The organism is Lactiplantibacillus plajomi (genome assembly GCF_005405405.1).
Taxonomy (GTDB): Bacteria; Bacillota; Bacilli; order Lactobacillales; family Lactobacillaceae; genus Lactiplantibacillus; species Lactiplantibacillus plajomi.
The window spans coordinates 1-15,092 of record NZ_BJDZ01000039.1; the positions used below are offsets into that span (position 1 = coordinate 1).

The 15,092-nt window shown below is 35.4% G+C and carries 17 protein-coding genes and 3 pseudogenes; 15 read left to right on the forward strand and 5 right to left on the reverse strand.

What is annotated here, in order from left to right; genetic code table 11:
- The first annotated feature begins 618 nt into the window (after positions 1-618).
- From FFM82_RS12445 to FFM82_RS12465, 5 genes are all read left to right on the forward strand, one after another.
- A complete protein-coding gene (locus tag FFM82_RS12445; protein ID WP_010625612.1) occupies positions 619-1,554 on the forward strand; it encodes a replication initiation protein in 936 nt (311 codons plus the stop codon).
- Positions 1,547-2,110: a DUF536 domain-containing protein gene (locus FFM82_RS12450; RefSeq protein WP_137646135.1), complete on the forward strand. Its 564-nt coding sequence runs from the start codon at positions 1,547-1,549 to the stop codon at positions 2,108-2,110. The genes FFM82_RS12445 and FFM82_RS12450 overlap by 8 nt, the downstream gene beginning before the upstream one ends.
- Before the next feature lie 36 nt (positions 2,111-2,146).
- Positions 2,147-2,818: a hypothetical protein gene (locus FFM82_RS12455; RefSeq protein ID WP_137646136.1), complete on the forward strand. Its 672-nt coding sequence runs from the start codon at positions 2,147-2,149 to the stop codon at positions 2,816-2,818.
- Positions 2,805-3,698 carry a ComEC/Rec2 family competence protein gene (locus tag FFM82_RS12460; RefSeq protein WP_137646137.1) on the forward strand — a complete coding sequence of 298 codons (894 nt, stop codon included), beginning with the start codon at positions 2,805-2,807 and terminating at the stop codon, positions 3,696-3,698. Before FFM82_RS12455 ends, FFM82_RS12460 begins: the two co-directional genes overlap by 14 nt.
- A gap of 346 nt (positions 3,699-4,044) precedes the next feature.
- Complete coding sequence (locus tag FFM82_RS12465) at positions 4,045-4,809, forward strand: helix-turn-helix domain-containing protein (protein WP_137646138.1); 765 nt, start codon at positions 4,045-4,047, stop codon at positions 4,807-4,809.
- A gap of 172 nt (positions 4,810-4,981) precedes the next feature.
- Here the strand turns inward: FFM82_RS12465 and FFM82_RS12470 are convergent, their stop codons facing one another.
- The 3 genes from FFM82_RS12470 to FFM82_RS12480 form a co-directional block, all read right to left on the reverse strand.
- Positions 4,982-5,218, reverse strand: a complete 237-nt coding sequence (locus FFM82_RS12470; protein ID WP_137638884.1) for a hypothetical protein — start codon at positions 5,216-5,218, stop codon at positions 4,982-4,984.
- Positions 5,219-5,478: 260 nt separating this feature from the next.
- Positions 5,479-5,835: a type II toxin-antitoxin system YafQ family toxin gene (locus tag FFM82_RS12475; RefSeq protein ID WP_027822196.1), complete on the reverse strand. Its 357-nt coding sequence runs from the start codon at positions 5,833-5,835 to the stop codon at positions 5,479-5,481.
- A complete protein-coding gene (locus tag FFM82_RS12480; protein ID WP_002834561.1) occupies positions 5,835-6,113 on the reverse strand; it encodes a type II toxin-antitoxin system Phd/YefM family antitoxin in 279 nt (92 codons plus the stop codon). Before FFM82_RS12480 ends, FFM82_RS12475 begins: the two co-directional genes overlap by 1 nt.
- A gap of 76 nt (positions 6,114-6,189) precedes the next feature.
- On the opposite strand from FFM82_RS12480, the pseudogene FFM82_RS13955 reads away from it, so the two are divergent.
- The 7 genes and pseudogenes from FFM82_RS13955 to FFM82_RS12510 all read left to right on the forward strand — a co-directional run.
- A pseudogene (locus FFM82_RS13955) lies at positions 6,190-6,291 on the forward strand (site-specific integrase); the annotation flags it as partial.
- Between the two features lie 197 nt (positions 6,292-6,488).
- Positions 6,489-7,757: a polysaccharide deacetylase family protein gene (locus tag FFM82_RS12485; RefSeq protein WP_094339165.1), complete on the forward strand. Its 1,269-nt coding sequence runs from the start codon at positions 6,489-6,491 to the stop codon at positions 7,755-7,757.
- Positions 7,758-7,873: 116 nt separating this feature from the next.
- Positions 7,874-8,365 (forward strand): annotated as a pseudogene (locus FFM82_RS12490) (site-specific integrase); the annotation flags it as partial.
- Between the two features lie 74 nt (positions 8,366-8,439).
- Positions 8,440-8,802, forward strand: a complete 363-nt coding sequence (locus tag FFM82_RS12495) for a TIGR02328 family protein (RefSeq protein ID WP_094339163.1) — start codon at positions 8,440-8,442, stop codon at positions 8,800-8,802.
- Positions 8,803-9,300: 498 nt separating this feature from the next.
- A complete protein-coding gene (locus FFM82_RS12500) occupies positions 9,301-9,513 on the forward strand; it encodes a hypothetical protein (RefSeq protein WP_137646139.1) in 213 nt (70 codons plus the stop codon).
- 708 nt (positions 9,514-10,221) lie between these two features.
- Positions 10,222-11,157, forward strand: a complete 936-nt coding sequence (locus FFM82_RS12505; protein WP_063493514.1) for a replication initiation protein — start codon at positions 10,222-10,224, stop codon at positions 11,155-11,157.
- Positions 11,147-11,626: a DUF536 domain-containing protein gene (locus tag FFM82_RS12510; protein WP_371852255.1), complete on the forward strand. Its 480-nt coding sequence runs from the start codon at positions 11,147-11,149 to the stop codon at positions 11,624-11,626. Before FFM82_RS12505 ends, FFM82_RS12510 begins: the two co-directional genes overlap by 11 nt.
- 95 nt (positions 11,627-11,721) lie before the next feature.
- On the opposite strand, the gene FFM82_RS12515 is transcribed toward FFM82_RS12510, so the two are convergent.
- Both FFM82_RS12515 and FFM82_RS13605 read right to left on the reverse strand, forming a co-directional pair.
- Positions 11,722-12,183, reverse strand: coding sequence for a hypothetical protein (locus FFM82_RS12515; protein WP_225425706.1), 462 nt, complete (start codon positions 12,181-12,183; stop codon positions 11,722-11,724).
- Positions 12,184-12,315: 132 nt separating this feature from the next.
- Positions 12,316-12,459 (reverse strand): annotated as a pseudogene (locus FFM82_RS13605) (helix-turn-helix domain-containing protein); the annotation flags it as partial.
- 78 nt (positions 12,460-12,537) lie between these two features.
- Between FFM82_RS13605 and FFM82_RS12520 the strand changes: the two are divergent.
- From FFM82_RS12520 to FFM82_RS12535, 3 genes are all read left to right on the forward strand, one after another.
- Positions 12,538-13,325 (forward strand): IS5 family transposase gene (locus tag FFM82_RS12520; protein WP_371852254.1). Its coding sequence is split into 2 segments (ribosomal slippage): positions 12,538-12,790 and positions 12,790-13,325, totalling 789 coding nucleotides; the frame shifts between segments, so codons are not numbered across the junction.
- Positions 13,326-13,929: 604 nt separating this feature from the next.
- Positions 13,930-14,352: a YjdF family protein gene (locus FFM82_RS12530; RefSeq protein WP_054737376.1), complete on the forward strand. Its 423-nt coding sequence runs from the start codon at positions 13,930-13,932 to the stop codon at positions 14,350-14,352.
- Positions 14,353-14,525: 173 nt separating this feature from the next.
- On the forward strand, positions 14,526-14,864 hold the full coding sequence (locus FFM82_RS12535) for a helix-turn-helix domain-containing protein (protein WP_003646108.1): 339 nt from the start codon (positions 14,526-14,528) through the stop codon (positions 14,862-14,864).
- The last annotated feature ends 228 nt before the right edge of the window (positions 14,865-15,092 follow it).

Consider the following 15,092-nt stretch of genomic DNA (forward strand, 5'->3'; position numbering starts at 1 on the left):
ATATAGCAGTTAGATTCTTGTTGAGATTCAGAAAAACTAACTGTTTGCTGTCAATGGTAGCGGACGAGCGTAGCGTGGGAGCATAAGGAATTGACAGCTCTAAACCAGTCTTAACACTGAAATGGCGAAAGCCAAAGTTTTATAGAAACTTTGCTTTCCTGCCTAACGGCGAGTGAAAAAGCGGTCAAGCTGGTTCAGCTTGGACGGGGTTCGGGGCGTCAGCGCCCGTATTGAATGTGGCTTGCCACACCTTTTAGGCAACGAACGTAGTGAGGCGCAAGGAGCGTAGCGACTGAAGTTTAATGTGAGCCGGTTTTTGGCTCACTCCTTTGTTTTTTTGTTGCTAAGTTTTGACTTCGTACAGTGGTACCTCTTTTAAACCTCTTTTATAAACCTCTTTTAAACCTCTTTTAGGCCCCTCTTGAGCCTTACTCTCCCAAGGCTTATAGAAGTTTATCAAGTAGGTTTTGTCTGTTTATCAAGTAGGTTTTGTCTGTTTATCAAGTAGGTTTTGTCTGTTTATCAAGTAGGTTTTGTCTGTTTATCAAGTAGAGTTATAAAGTTGACTACTTGATAAACATAATCTAAAATTAATTTGTAATCATTAGGAGGTACAGCATGGGAAATGAAATTATTAAATATGATCCAGAGTTAAATACCATTCCACTTCGAAAATTTACTCCAGTTGAAATGAATTTATTTTTTTCGATTATTTCTCGTATGCGTGATAAGAGTGATCAGACCATTCGTTTTACTTTTGATCAATTAAAAGAGCTAAGTGCTTATAAACCTACTGCAAATAACCGTTTTGAAGATGACATTCAGAGAACTTATGAAAAAATGATGGGATTACATTTTGGTAGACGAAGTAAAAGTGGATTAACTCGAGAGTTTTTTGTTTTGTTTACAGAATTTAAAATTGATGGAGATGCAGAAGAACCTTATGTAGACGTAAAAGTTTATGAACGTGCTTTACCACTTTTAAACAAGCTTGAAAGTTGGGTTCGTTATGCGTTGGCAGAGTTTAGAGATTTAAAAAGTAGTTACGCAAAAACAATGTTTCGGTTACTAAAACAGTTCAGAACCACTGGATATGCTTATTTTTCTAAAGAAGACTTTTTTGAATTACTAGATATGCCCAAAAGTTACTGGAATAGTCCCTCTAACGTCGATAAATTTGTTATAAAACCCATTAAAGAAGAACTAACTCCTCTTTTCAGGGGTCTAACTATTAGAAAAAAATATGGTAAAGGGCGTGGGAAACCAGTTATTGGCTATTCGTTTACCTGGAAACCCGAAAAGAAAGATGCCAATGATTTCTCACAAGGCCAATTACAAGATGAGCGTCAAAAGCTTTTTAATATTCAGCATAATGGTGAACTAACAGAACAGGAAAAATGGCGCGCTACTGATAAAGTTAAAGGATTACCACTAGGATCCACTGAAAAACAAGCATTGGCTGATAAACAGGCCGAGCACGATAAAAAAATAAGAGATCAAGCAAGACAAGAAGCACTTGCTGAACTCCGAAAGGGATTTGGAAATAATGCCTAAAACTATTAGAGAACTTGCTGATGAATTAAAGGTCTCTAAACAAACTATTCAATACCACTACCAAAGACTACCAACAAAGAACCGACAAAAAGATAGTCAAGGTAAAAACGTGATAAGTCTTACAGCTGAAAGGATTATTAGAAGGAAGGTAGCAAAAAACCAACAAATAGGTAGCAAAAAAACGACAAAGACTAGCAAAGAAAATAATGAGCTAATTGCTACTTTGCGAAAAGAAGTAGAAGATTTAAAGGATCAACGTGACAAACAGATTGCTATCAAAGACCGACAAATAGATCATCTAACAAAATTGGTGGATCAGCAGCAGCAGTTACAATTAGCAACGGTAGCAGAAAATCATCAATTAAAAGAACACGTTCAGAAATTGAGTGGGTTGTCTGAACCTTCTAGTTCAATTCAAAAACGGCCCGAAAATGATAAAGATGATACCTTGTTGAATAACATTAATTCTAGTCAAGTCAAAGATAAAAACTATAAGCAGGATAAAAAGAAAGTATCTAAAAATAAAGTCAATAATAGTTGGTGGCATTTTTGGTGAAATAAAATTTCATCAAAATCTAAAAGGTATGGTGAAATGAATAATCTAAAAATTTATAAAACTAAGGAAGTTCAATATTTTATATGTGCCAATGCTATTATTATTACGCTATTTTCAACTAAAATATCACATAAATATTTTGTTAATAATTATGATTTCTTTTTCAGCTTATTTACTTTTCTAGGAAGTATGGGAATTATATATATATATTCAAATATCTTAGATAGTGTACTGTCAACTAGAATCAAAAACGTTTTAGTTTTTGGAAACATGGATAAAATACCTGGAAATACAGCACTAACAAAACTATTTTATGGGAATTATTCAGATTTCAGAGTGTCAAAAATAAATTTACAAAAATTCTATAAAAATATTTGGAAAGAAATTAATCAAAATAGTCAAGATAAACTATACCAAAACAAAAAATGGTATGCTTTATATACAGCCGTAAGAAATGAAAACATAATTTTCTTTTCAAATTCAAACTACCTTTTAACCCGTGATATAAGTGTGCTATCTATAGTTTTTGTCATATTTTATCCACTCATGTCTAAGTTTCCATATATCTATTATAATTATAAAGTACATATTTATTTTATTATTATTTGGATTATAACTACGTATGCCGCACATAAGACTGGAGAAAAATTTGCCAATAATGTCTTAGTCGAAAATTATATAAAAGGGGAAAATCATGAGCATAGTTAAATTTTTTAATGTAAGTAATGGGGATATGTCTTATATTGAACACAATTCAGATAATTTTTCAATCATTGATTGTAATTTACCTGAAGACAGTTCCTGTAGAACAACCATCTTAAATGAAATTCAAGATATACGGTCTAAGAAGTCTATATTTAGGTTTATTTCAACTCACCCTGATGAAGATCACTTTCATGGATTGGAAGATATAAGTAATATCGAAAATTTTTACTGTGTTAAAAACAGTGTCACGAAACAAGACATTACACCCTCCTTTAAAGCTTATTCTAATTTAAGAGATGACGAGAATAGAGCTTTTTACATAGAAAAGGGCTGTAGTCGAAAATGGATGAATCAAGGATCTGACGAAAGAGGAAGTTCCGGTATAAGCATACTATGGCCTGATACATCCAATGAAGATTTTCAATCGGCACTTGATCAGGCAGATGCCAGCCCTAATAATATCTCTCCAATTATAAAATACTCTATTGAAGATAATGCAACATTTTTATGGATGGGGGATTTGGAAACCGACTTTATGAAAAAAATTGAAGATAATGTTGTTTGGCCCAAAATAGATGTATTGTTAGCCCCTCATCATGGTAGAAAAAGTGGCCATGTCCCTGGTGCCATTCTAGAAAAACTTAAACCCAAACTAATAATTTTGGGCCACGCAGAATCTAAAGACATGAATTATTATTGTGGATGGAATACCATATTAAAAAAACATAGTGGAAATATTACAATTGAATGTAGTAACCACTTTATGAATATATGGGTTGAAAATCGAGATTATACATCTAAAATTAAAACACTAAAAGATAATCCTCAAAAGACAGATTTGAGTAGCTCCTTGTATTATATTGGCAGTATTAGTGTTGACTAAATATGTTTCACGTTCTTACTTTGCTCTGTTCTTACTTTGCTCTCTAAATGCCAAACTTTGTTTAAGTATAATCGTAATTGATATTAGCGTGTTTTCAAAATTGGTTAGAACAATATTCATAGATACCTGGTATCAAATAGACCTCTAGCCATTTTTAAAACCGTTTTTCAGATCGTAATAACGATCTGAAAAACGGTTTTATTTTTGTACTAAATAAGATTATACCTCAATTTATTAGGAGATTAACCGGTCGTGTTCAGTTGCAAGTAACATTTGCGTGACTATTGCTAGTAATTCTTGCTAGGATTGCCTTAGATCCTTGATTATGATTTAGGAGGAGTGAGATTTGAGCTTTAAAGACGATATTAAGACCTTGCGCAGGCAATCTAATTTAACCCAAGAAGCGTTAGCTCAACAATTGCATGTGACCCGTCAAACGGTCTCAACTTGGGAAACTGGCAAGAATATGCCAAGTTTAGAGACCCTGCATGCTTTGAGTCAATTGTTTAACATCTCACTCGAAAAACTTCTATTTAACGAGGAGATTGCAATGAAAAAAGATAAAGAACCCTCTTTGGCCACCCAGATAGATCATGATGTTAAGCTTAAAAGTCGTTATCGTCGTTGGACTTTTGGTTTAGGTGGCTTGATCGTACTAGCACTGGTTAGTGTTGGCATTTTATGTTTTGGATATTATAAAGGTATTGGGACGATTGATCGATTTGATCCGTTTTTATCCTATAAAGTCGGGTACACTAAATTGCCTAGTGAAAAGGAAATTTCTCCTAACAATAAGGCGACCAATGGTTACTGGACCGCTTGGTTCACTGATAATACGATGGGGAATGAATGGACCAAACTAACCTTAACGACGGGTCTTAATCCTGGGGTCAAAGATCCTTATGTGATGGCCTATCATAAGGGCAGTTATGTTAAAATTGCGCGTATCGTTCCTCGTACCTACGTTAATCAGGCTTATGTTAGCAACTTAGCGGCGCTAAATGCCTTGTTAAACCATAAGGGAAATACAGCGACTAACAATCATGACCTTAAGAAGTATAAGACACAAATCCACATATCCGACACTGTCCAACAGTTAGTAACTAAATAGAGAACCACCAATTTACAATCCCCAAAGCAGCTTTAGGGTCTATAACTAATATGGTCCCTAAGTCTTTACTCACAGGGCCACGGTATACTGATATATATTTGCTATCATTAATTAAAATAAGTCCTAGCATCTTTATTCATAGATGCTAGGACTTATTTTAATTAATGATTCTTTAGTACCATCCCTTTAATTCAGCTGCTTGCGTTAGTTCTTCTAAAATTGAACGAGATGGGATTCTTGCTTGACCACGAGCAGCCTGCAAATGACCATCTGGCCTACGCCAGATGAAACGAAATCCAGACTCGCTAGTTCCATCAGAATACATATAAATAACTCTTTGGAAGGTTAAGCTCCACTTGCTATCATACATGTGGGCTACCTCGTCCTTAATAACAACGTTGGCTTTCATGAAAATTCCTCCTTGATTTATGTTTCTTTTGATCCATGATCATGATTACTATCATGACATTCATGGCCATGACAAAACATTAACTCAAAAAATAAATTTTGTCAATTCATGACTGCCATGGATACCATGAGTTACATAACTATTCAAGCGGACGTTATAATTAACAAATCGCCCCTCAAAAACATTGAAAGAATAACCCCTAATATCTATAATGTAGATATTAGGGGTTATTTATTTTCATATTATAGAAATAACTTCTTCTATTTGTCATTTTTTCGATACCTTTTAGCACGATTTTGACCAGGAAATAAACGATCATGCGATCCGACTCGAATGCCAATTAAGACTAGTTCATCTTTATCAATCGTATAAACAACCAGGACATCGTTAGTTTCGCTTGGTGTTTTGTTTTTCGGGGTATCTCGTAAGTGAAATTCATTATACCCGCTCATTCGCCGATTAAGCTCATGATCTTCAAATTCTGGTGGTAATTGTTGTTGCTCAAGCAACAGGTCAATGGCTGCTCGAACTTCATCAATAATAGATTTGTCTAAACTGGCTAACCGTTTTAGATCAGCATTAAAGGTTGCACGTGGTTTAAATCTTAGTTTTTTCATTATTTAAACTGACCCCAATAATCATCATTTGATTCAACAATTTCATCGTCAGGTAAAACATGGCGTTTAATTAACTGATCACGCGCAATTGCATATTCTAATGAGCCTTCTTTCGCTTTTAATGCTCTTTCTAGCCAGTCCATTTTTTCTTGTGAAACGATGGCCACTGCGCGACTATTTGAACGAGCAATATAAACGGTTTCGTCTTCGTCATTAACTTGATCTAAATATTTTTTTAGGTTAGCGCGAAAATCGCTCTGTGTTAATGCTAATGTCATATTTACCACCCTTTCATTGTACTTAATATTGTACTTTAATTTGTACTAAAAATCAATTTTTTAAGGAGCTAAAACTATGCAACAAATTGTCTTACCAATCAAAGATTCAAATGTGCTCAAAGAAGTGCAAGATACGTTACTCCATAATTTCAAAGCTGGTTGGCGTAACTATACCGTTTTGGTATGATTAACGAAGCTAATCAAAAAATTGCTGAACAACTGGATCAAATCGTAGTCACTGATCAACCTATTTTAGCTGACTACTTCTAAACAGATTTATTAATAGTTAAAACCGCTTTTGATTTTAACTTTTTTTATTTCAAAAGACATTCGATTTCTGCTAATATTTAACTGTTACTGTATGGGGGAGCAATTATGAAAAAATGGATTTTTAGCTTATTAGCACTTTGTATCGCAATTGGTGGTGGTTGGTGGTTTGTTCAAAATCAGCATTCCAACACAACCACTAAACATCAGACCGAAACTTCAAAAAAAGTTGCTACGTCTAAACCTAGCAAACTTGATCAGGCTAAATTAGCCTATCAACAATATAACTATACTCAGGCTGATCATTTATTAAAGAATGAAAAAAACAAAGATAGCTCAAAGTTAAAAAAAGATATTTCAAACCAATCTGACAAATTAGTTACTTGGAACAAACCTGATAAATTCAGACATCTATTTTTCCACAGTTTGATTGTTAATCCTAAAAAAGCTTTCAAATCGAAATCAGCTAAGGGTTATGCCGACTACATGGTTACTGTTTCTGAATTCGATAAAATTTTGAAGCAGCTTTATCAAAAGGGATACGTCTTAGTTGGGATTCAAAGCCTAATTACTAATGACCATGGCAAACTCAAGATGAATTCTATCAAACTACCAAAAGGCAAAACGCCATTAATCCTTTCACAAGATGACGTAAGCTACTATGAATATATGAAAGGCGACGGATTTGCCAAAGATCTTTTTGTTGATGGTAACGGGCAAATCAAAAACCATTACGTTGATGATGGCAAAGACCAAGTTGGCAATTACGATTTAGTTCCTATCGTTGATCAATTTGTCAGAGATCATCCTGATTTTTCATATCAAGGACAAAAAGGAACAATTGCTTTAACCGGATACAACGGTGTGCTCGGATATCGTACTTCTCCTAGTGAATATAAAAATACAGCTAAGCGTAATGTTGCGATTAAAAAGGCAACCCAAACCGCAACAGCTATGAAAAAAGATGGTTGGACCTTTGCATCCCATTCCTGGGGCCATATCAATATGACAGAATCACCTTTAGCACAGATAAAAAAAGATAACGCACTGTGGCAAAAGGAAGTAACGCCAATTATTGGTAAAACTGATATTTTCATCGATCCGTTCGGTGCTGATATTGGTGGTGTGGCTCCCTATAATAAGGACAATCAAAAGTATGATTACATGCACCAACAAGGCTTTAATATTTTCTGCAACGTTGATGCTTCCCGTACTTCTTGGGGTCAAATCGGATCCAACTTCTATCGAAATGCTCGAATTAACGTTGATGGAATTAGATTTAAATCAGACTTAGATAAATCTAATCCAGTTTTAAAAGACTTCTTTAACGTTCATCAAGTTATCGATCAAAAGGATCGTAAATCAGTAAAATCATAATATAAAGCCACCAATCAAATGATTGGTGGCTTTATTTAAATTAAATTTCTTGGTTGTTCGTCAACTGTTGTTGGTAATAGAGAAAATCTATTACTAACAACAGATATTGTAGAACCACAGTTTTTCAAGTTGGCAAAGCGACACTGTTGCGAGTCAGTGATGTCATGCGCTTAAAACAGACTGATATTTTTAATCTAGATGGTTCAATTAAACAAAATGCGTTCATTCACGATCGAAAAACAGGTAAGCCTAATACCTTGTACCTTAAACCGGTTCAAACAGAGCTCTTATTGTATCGCCAATGGCTGCTTGATCATCAGCTGGACTCTGAATGGCTCTTTCCTTCCATTCAACAACCCGAGCGCCATATCACGGAAAAACAGTTCTACAAAATCATGAGCAAAGTTGGCGATCTTTTAAGTATTAATTACCTTGGTACCCACACTATGCGCAAAACTGGGGCTTATCGCGTTTATACGCAATCCAATTATAATATTGGCTTAGTCATGCACTTATTAAATCATTCCAGCGAGGCCATGACTTTAGCTTATTTAGGCTTGGATCAAGCCAGTCAAGAAACCATGCTCGATCAAATTGATTTTGGTTGATATTAAGCGAGCTATTGCAGCAATTATTCTCTATAATACATTGATAGATAAGCTGAGAAAACAGGAGGCTAAGTATGCGACTTTGGCATGAGCAACTCATTAATAAACTTCCTCGCCAGCAACTACTAGGGCAGCATCGAGAACTTGCTGCTCTAAGAGGCAATGGCTGGGGTAAAAAACATGCAACTGTTAATTATGTATTCAAGCACTCGCCATATAAACTCTATCAATTTCACTTACTGGTACTGCATGAAATGCAGCACCGCGGATATCACCCCAATAAAAACTGGTTTAATCCGCTTTACCGCGGTATTCATTGTGATCCATATATAATTTTGAAAGAATGCCTGATCACTAACCCAATTTATCCAGAGCATAATGACGCATATTTGAAAGAATGTTTAGCTAATTTAGCCAGCAAAGGGATTATTTTATAAAGCAAAAAAATGAGTCTCATACTCGAGGCTCTTTTTTATATTTAGTTAATAATTCATATTAAAATTAAGGTATAGCCTCTAGTTCATATTTTTAATAGTTTACAATTCGTTAACAAAGCAAATGATTTTTTTAGTTTTGAATTTATGAGTTTGATTTTGTTGTCGCCAACGGCGGCTTCTAATACAGGTTCTAATCATTTTAGTGTAACATAGAATAAATTCTATGTGTAAGTGCGCATTGACCTCGTTTCACTCGGTCTGCTGATAACCATAAAATCAATTTCTGCTATTGTTGAATTGACTGTATTTTTAATTCAATTTATGTTTGCACCTAACTAAGGTTGTTATGTTTTAAATATTTAAAAAGTGTTGCAGATTACGCTGTTTTAGGCCAAAATTTTTTAATCGCTTTGTGCAGAGAATTTTTATAAGCTTGGTAACAAATTTTGAATAACGGTGTTGTAAGATCTGTAAATCTAAACTGAAATCATTATTTTGATGTTAGGAGTCATTAAGATTGACGAAAAGAAAGTATTAAAACCAATTGATGAAATGCTTGCTGATCCTTGGCAAGTTGATATTCAAGAATTGTTTGAAGCTTTTGTCAATGAACCTGACGAGATCAAAAGGAATCTGTATGATTCCCTGGATACTTATATTTTGCAAAAAAGGCAAGAAGATATTATTAATCGTCCTGGCTTTGCTATTTAGCCCTCTAAAAGCTCACTGAGGGCTTTTTATTGTTGCTTTGGTATAAATATATATAAATAGTCTTAAAATCGCTAGAAACGAAAAATAAGGCCTTTAGAAACGAACATAGCAGTTGAATTCTTGTTGAAATTCAAAAAAACTAACTGTTTGCTGTCAATGGTAGCGGACGAGCACAGCGTGGGAGCATAAGGAATTGACAGCTCTAAACCAGTCTTAACACTGAATTGGCGAAAGCCAAAGTTTCTACAAAACTTTGCTTTCCTGCCTAACGGCGAGTGAAAAAGCGGTCAAGCTGGCTCAGCTTGGACGGGGTTCGGGGCGTCAGCGCCCGAATAAACGTGGCTTGCCACTCCTTTGTAGGCAACGAACGAAGTGAGGCGCAAAGAGCGTAGCGAATGAAGTTTAATGTGAGCCTGTTTTTGGGCTCACTCCTTTGTATTTTTGTTTTAGATTTTAATCTTGTACAGTGGTGCCTCTTTTAAACCTCTTTTATAAACCTCTTTTAAACCTCTTTTAGACCCCTATTGCGCCTTACTCCCCCAAGGCGTACAGAAGTTTATCGACTACATTTTGTCTGTTTATCGACTACATTTTGTCTGTTTATCGACTACATTTTGTCTGTTTATCGACTACATTTTGTCTGTTTATCGACTACATCTATTTACTCCTGTATTCAAATAAGGTAGTATTATTCAAGGAGGTTATTTTATGAGCAATGAATTAGTCAAATATGACCCTGAATTAAATACAATCCCCTTGCGAAGGTTTACTCCTGTAGAAATGAACTTGTTCTTTTCTGTAGTTTCTAGAATGCGTGATAAAGGTGATGATACTGTTAGATTTACCTTTGATCAGTTAAAAGAGTTAAGTGCCTATAAGCCAACCGCAAATAATCGGTTTATTGATGACATACAAAGTACATATCAAAAAATACTAGGTCTTAGATTTGGCTCTCGAAGTAAAGATGGTCTTGATAGAGAGATGTTTGTCATGTTCACTCGATTTGAAATTAAGGGATCTGCAGACGTTCCTTATGTTGATATTCAAATTTATCCCAAAGCGTTGAAACTTCTAAATAATCTCGAAAGCTGGGTTCGTTATGCTTTGACAGAGTTCCGAGATTTAAAGAGTAGTTACGCAAAAACAACTTTTCGTATTCTTAAACAATTCCGAACCACTGGTTATGCTTATTTTTCTAAAAATGATTTCTTTGAACTACTAGATATTCCACAAAGCTATTGGAGTAAGCCTGCGAACGTTGAATCTAGGGTTATTCGCCCAATTAAAGAAGAACTAACCCCTTTGTTTAGAGGTCTAACTATACGAAAAAAATATGGTAAAGGTCGCGGGAAACCAGTGATTGGGTATTCTTTTACTTGGAAGCCTGAAAAGAAAGACGCTAACGACTTCTCACAAGGTCAATTTCAAGATGAACGTCAAAAACTATTTAACATTCAGCATAATGGTGAATTAACAGAGCAGGAAAAATGGCGCGCCATTGACAAGGTTAAGGGGTTAACTTTAGGCTCTACTGAGAAACAAGCATTGGCTGATAAACAGGCCGAGCACGATAAAAAAATAAGAGATCAAGCAAGACAAGAAGCACTTGCTGAACTCCGAAAGGGGTTTGGAAATCATGCCTAAAACTATTAGAGAACTTGCTGACGAATTTGGTGTATCAAAACAAGCCATTAGGAAAAAACTAGATGCAAACTTTAGAGTGAAATATGTGCAAACCGTTTCTAGGAACGGGGTACAAACCTTAGTTGTCAGTAACTCGGGATATTTGCTGTCAAAACAACATTTTGATGGTGGTAACAGCCAGAAACTTGGAGAGAAAAAAATTACTAGTAACACTGGTAAAACGAGTATAAATAAAATAGAATTGCTCAACCAGCAATTAGCAATTAAAGATAACCAAATAAAAGAAAAAGATGAACAATTAAAATCAATGCAAAAACTATTGGATCAATCACAACAATTGCAATTAATGACTGAAAGAAAAATTGAAGAATTCAAAGCTATTACTTCTAAACAAAGTAAGCACGACAATCCAACTTTAAACAACGTTAATGATTTAAAACAAAAAAATGCCTGGTGGCATTTTTGGTAAAAATAAAATTCAACCATGTCAGGATGTGAGAATAGTGGATACTTCTTTACTTGGACTAAATTCTGATCCATATACTCTATTGGGGATTATGTTAACTACTGAATTTTATTTTGTTTGATGAATTTATGAGTATCTTTTTGGTCTATACTGTATGGCTGGGTTCTCGTGCGGGCATCATATATTTTTATTTTGTGATGGTGATGGTCGGTAAGGTAGAGGTTTTGGTTTAGTAATGTTAACCCCTCTTTAGAATCACTTTTGATACGAAACACGACTTCTTTTGAGCCAAACGGGCTATGGGTTTGTTGGCCATCGATGTAGACGTTGTTTTTACTAGTGTTCCAACCGTAGTTGCCGCCGTTGCTGTTGTTGTACTGAGTAAAGGCACCGCCGCTATAACTAGCAAAAGTGGGCTTTAATTTGCCATATAGGTAAAAAGTAGGTTTTCCATTTTCCATGGCGAAAAATGTATTGTAGATTTTGACATCTTGAATATGCAAGTCATCAAGCTGATTGCTCCAAAAGTTTAGTCCTAAAAATACTAAAATAGTTGCCACTAATAGGCCTAAATACTTCAAAATGCTGATACTTTTTCTGTAAAGAGTGCTTTTCATAATAATATCCTTTCTCAAAAGTTTATCTTGACCCAAGAGCTCGTCAATACTGATATCAAATATTTTACTGAGTAGTATTAATTTATCGATATCGGGATAACTTTTATTTAGTTCCCACTTAGAAATAGATTGGCGCGAAATGTGTAATTTTTCAGCTAGCTCATTTTGTGTCAGTGAGTTGGCGTGCCGTAATTTTTTTAAGCTTTCAGCGAATGTGATCTTTTCTTAGAAACTGTTTGAGGTCTTTGAAAGACGCTTGAATTTCCGGTAAAATATGTAAAAAAAAAGGACTTCATTATGACTGATTATCCAAGCAATATCACTCGTGACCAATTTGAATTGATTCGCGTTGACCTTGAGACGTTTCGCAAGCGTACATGTCCTCGAAGGGTGGACCTATTTGATGTCTTCAATGCAGTGCTTTACGAGCTTCGTACGGGCGCTCAATGGCGTCAGTTGCCGCATGATTTTCCGAAATGGCAAACCGTTTACACTTACTTTGCCATGTGGTCAAAACCATTAGCTAATTCGGAATATTCCCTGATTGACCTGCTTTTAAAAAAATTGTCTCTCGAGAGCGATTACGAATGGGACGATCGGTACGAACGTCGTTCGTAATTCTTGATGCGCAAAGCGTCAAAAATACGGCAACACCCCAAAATAAAGGGTATGATGGCGGCAAGAAAATCAGTGGGATTAAACGCCACCTTGCCGTTGATATTAATGGTCTCCCATTCGCGATCCACATTACCACAGCTAATGTCTCCGAACGGGACGGTGCGATCACTTTACTCGCGTTAAATGAAGAGCAGTTTGATCTTGTTCAGCGAGTGATGGCCGATGGTGGCTATACAGGCGACAACTTCGCCCAGTCGGTCCATGCAATCATTGGTGCAGATGTCATTATCGCCAAACAAAGTGATCTGAAGAACGGTCAAGTAACGCCACAGCGCTGGGTCGTGGAACGTAGTTTCAGTTGGTTAACCAACTGGCGACGGCTTTGGTTCAATTGCGAACGCAAGTTAAATACCAGTAAAGTCATGGTTGCTATGGCCTTTATAGGGATCCTGCTTGCTCGTCAATAGAGACCTCAAACAGCTTCTTACTCCTTTCGTAAATTATGACTTTATTTTATCTGGAAGTTGTTATGTAAGCACGCACCAGTTGGTTGCATTGAGTGAAATTAACATATAAGCCAAACATGCCCCAGAATAAAATGATTTTTTTAACAACCTGGTTGTGATTTGTCTGTATCTGAACGAAAAAATCACTTTTAAGCGACTTAAAAGATTAGATAGAAAGAGTATTTATTATGCTGTCGATACTAAAGCACAGCAAACACTCCAAAAACATTTTAAATGTCAAAAAGCAACCCAACAACATAATAGACGTACTAAGAAGACCTTGGATCAAAAAAAAGATATAAATTGCACCAGGCCAAGAAAACACAAAAACATAAGGGACATTGAGAAGCTAGTATAGAAAACTATGTGTTGCATTTTAGGGTCTATAATTAACAAATAACCCATTCAGAATTTTAAGCAACCTATTCTGAATGGGTTATTTGAGTTAAACTAGAAATAGAAAGTAAAAACACAGTTCGGTTGGTAGTCCGAACATAGCGAAGCTATCAGTAACCTGCCTCCTTGGTTGTCCATCTTTCTTAATTAATTTTAAGGAGGATGTTTGATGTCTACTATCAAGGGATCATTAACAATTATCTATGAACCACCGTTTTACAAAGCTATTTTTGAAAGACGTTTTGAGTCCATTTATGAAGTTGGTCAAATTAACTTAGGCCCTTCAGAACCTAAATTAGCCTTGATTTATGATCTAGTTCTTCATCATTGGAATAAAGTTATCTTTTTCCAACAAAATGTTTGTGCTTCGTCTGTTTCTGAACGAAAAATCAATCCTAAGCGCCTTCAAAGGTTAGCTAGAAAGAGTATTCAGTATGGTGTCGGGACTAAAGCACAGCAAACACTCAAAAAACAGTTGGAATATCAAAAAGTAACACGACAACATAATAGACGTACTAAGAAGATTTTGGATCAAGAAAAAAGATATAAGTTGCGCCAGGCAAAAAAAATACAGAAACACAAAGGACATTGAGAACCTAGTACAGAAAACTATATATTGTATTCAGGGTCTATAAGTCTCATTTAGCCCCTATTTACACCAGAATATTCTTCGCAACCAGTAGTTGCTTTTAGTGCGCTAATAATTAGCGTGCTTTTTTCTCGCTTCAATATGATAATTAATCTATTGAAAGTGAGGTTACGTTTATGATTTTAGGGCAAAGGATAAAAGAAGAACGAGAAAAAAGGCAGTGGACACAAGATTATCTTGCAGAAACGCTTAATGTTTCTCGTCAGGCCATTTCTAAGTGGGAAGTCGGAAGTACTTATCCCGATATTGATCGTTTAGTGCAAATCAGCAATTTATTCGACATTACCTTAGATAGTTTGATCAAGGGCGATGATTCACTAAAAAAAAGCATAGTTATTACCAAAAACGCAAAGGCACAAACTAATGTCTGGGAATTTATGCGCAGTACTGGTTGGATGATGGTAATTGCAATTATTTATTTAGTCACCAAAATGATTATCGCTGTCTTTAGTTAAGAAGCCTTTAGGAACTATAATTACCAAATATTCCATTCAGAGTTTTAAGCAAACTACTCTGAGTGGGATATTTGAGTTAAACTAGCAGTAGAAAGTAAAAACACAGTTCGGTTGGTAGTCCGAACATAGCGAAGCTATCAGTAACCTGCCTCCTTGGTTGTCCATCTTTCTTAATTAATTTTAAGGAGGATGTTTGATGTCTACTATCAAGGGATCATTAACAATTGT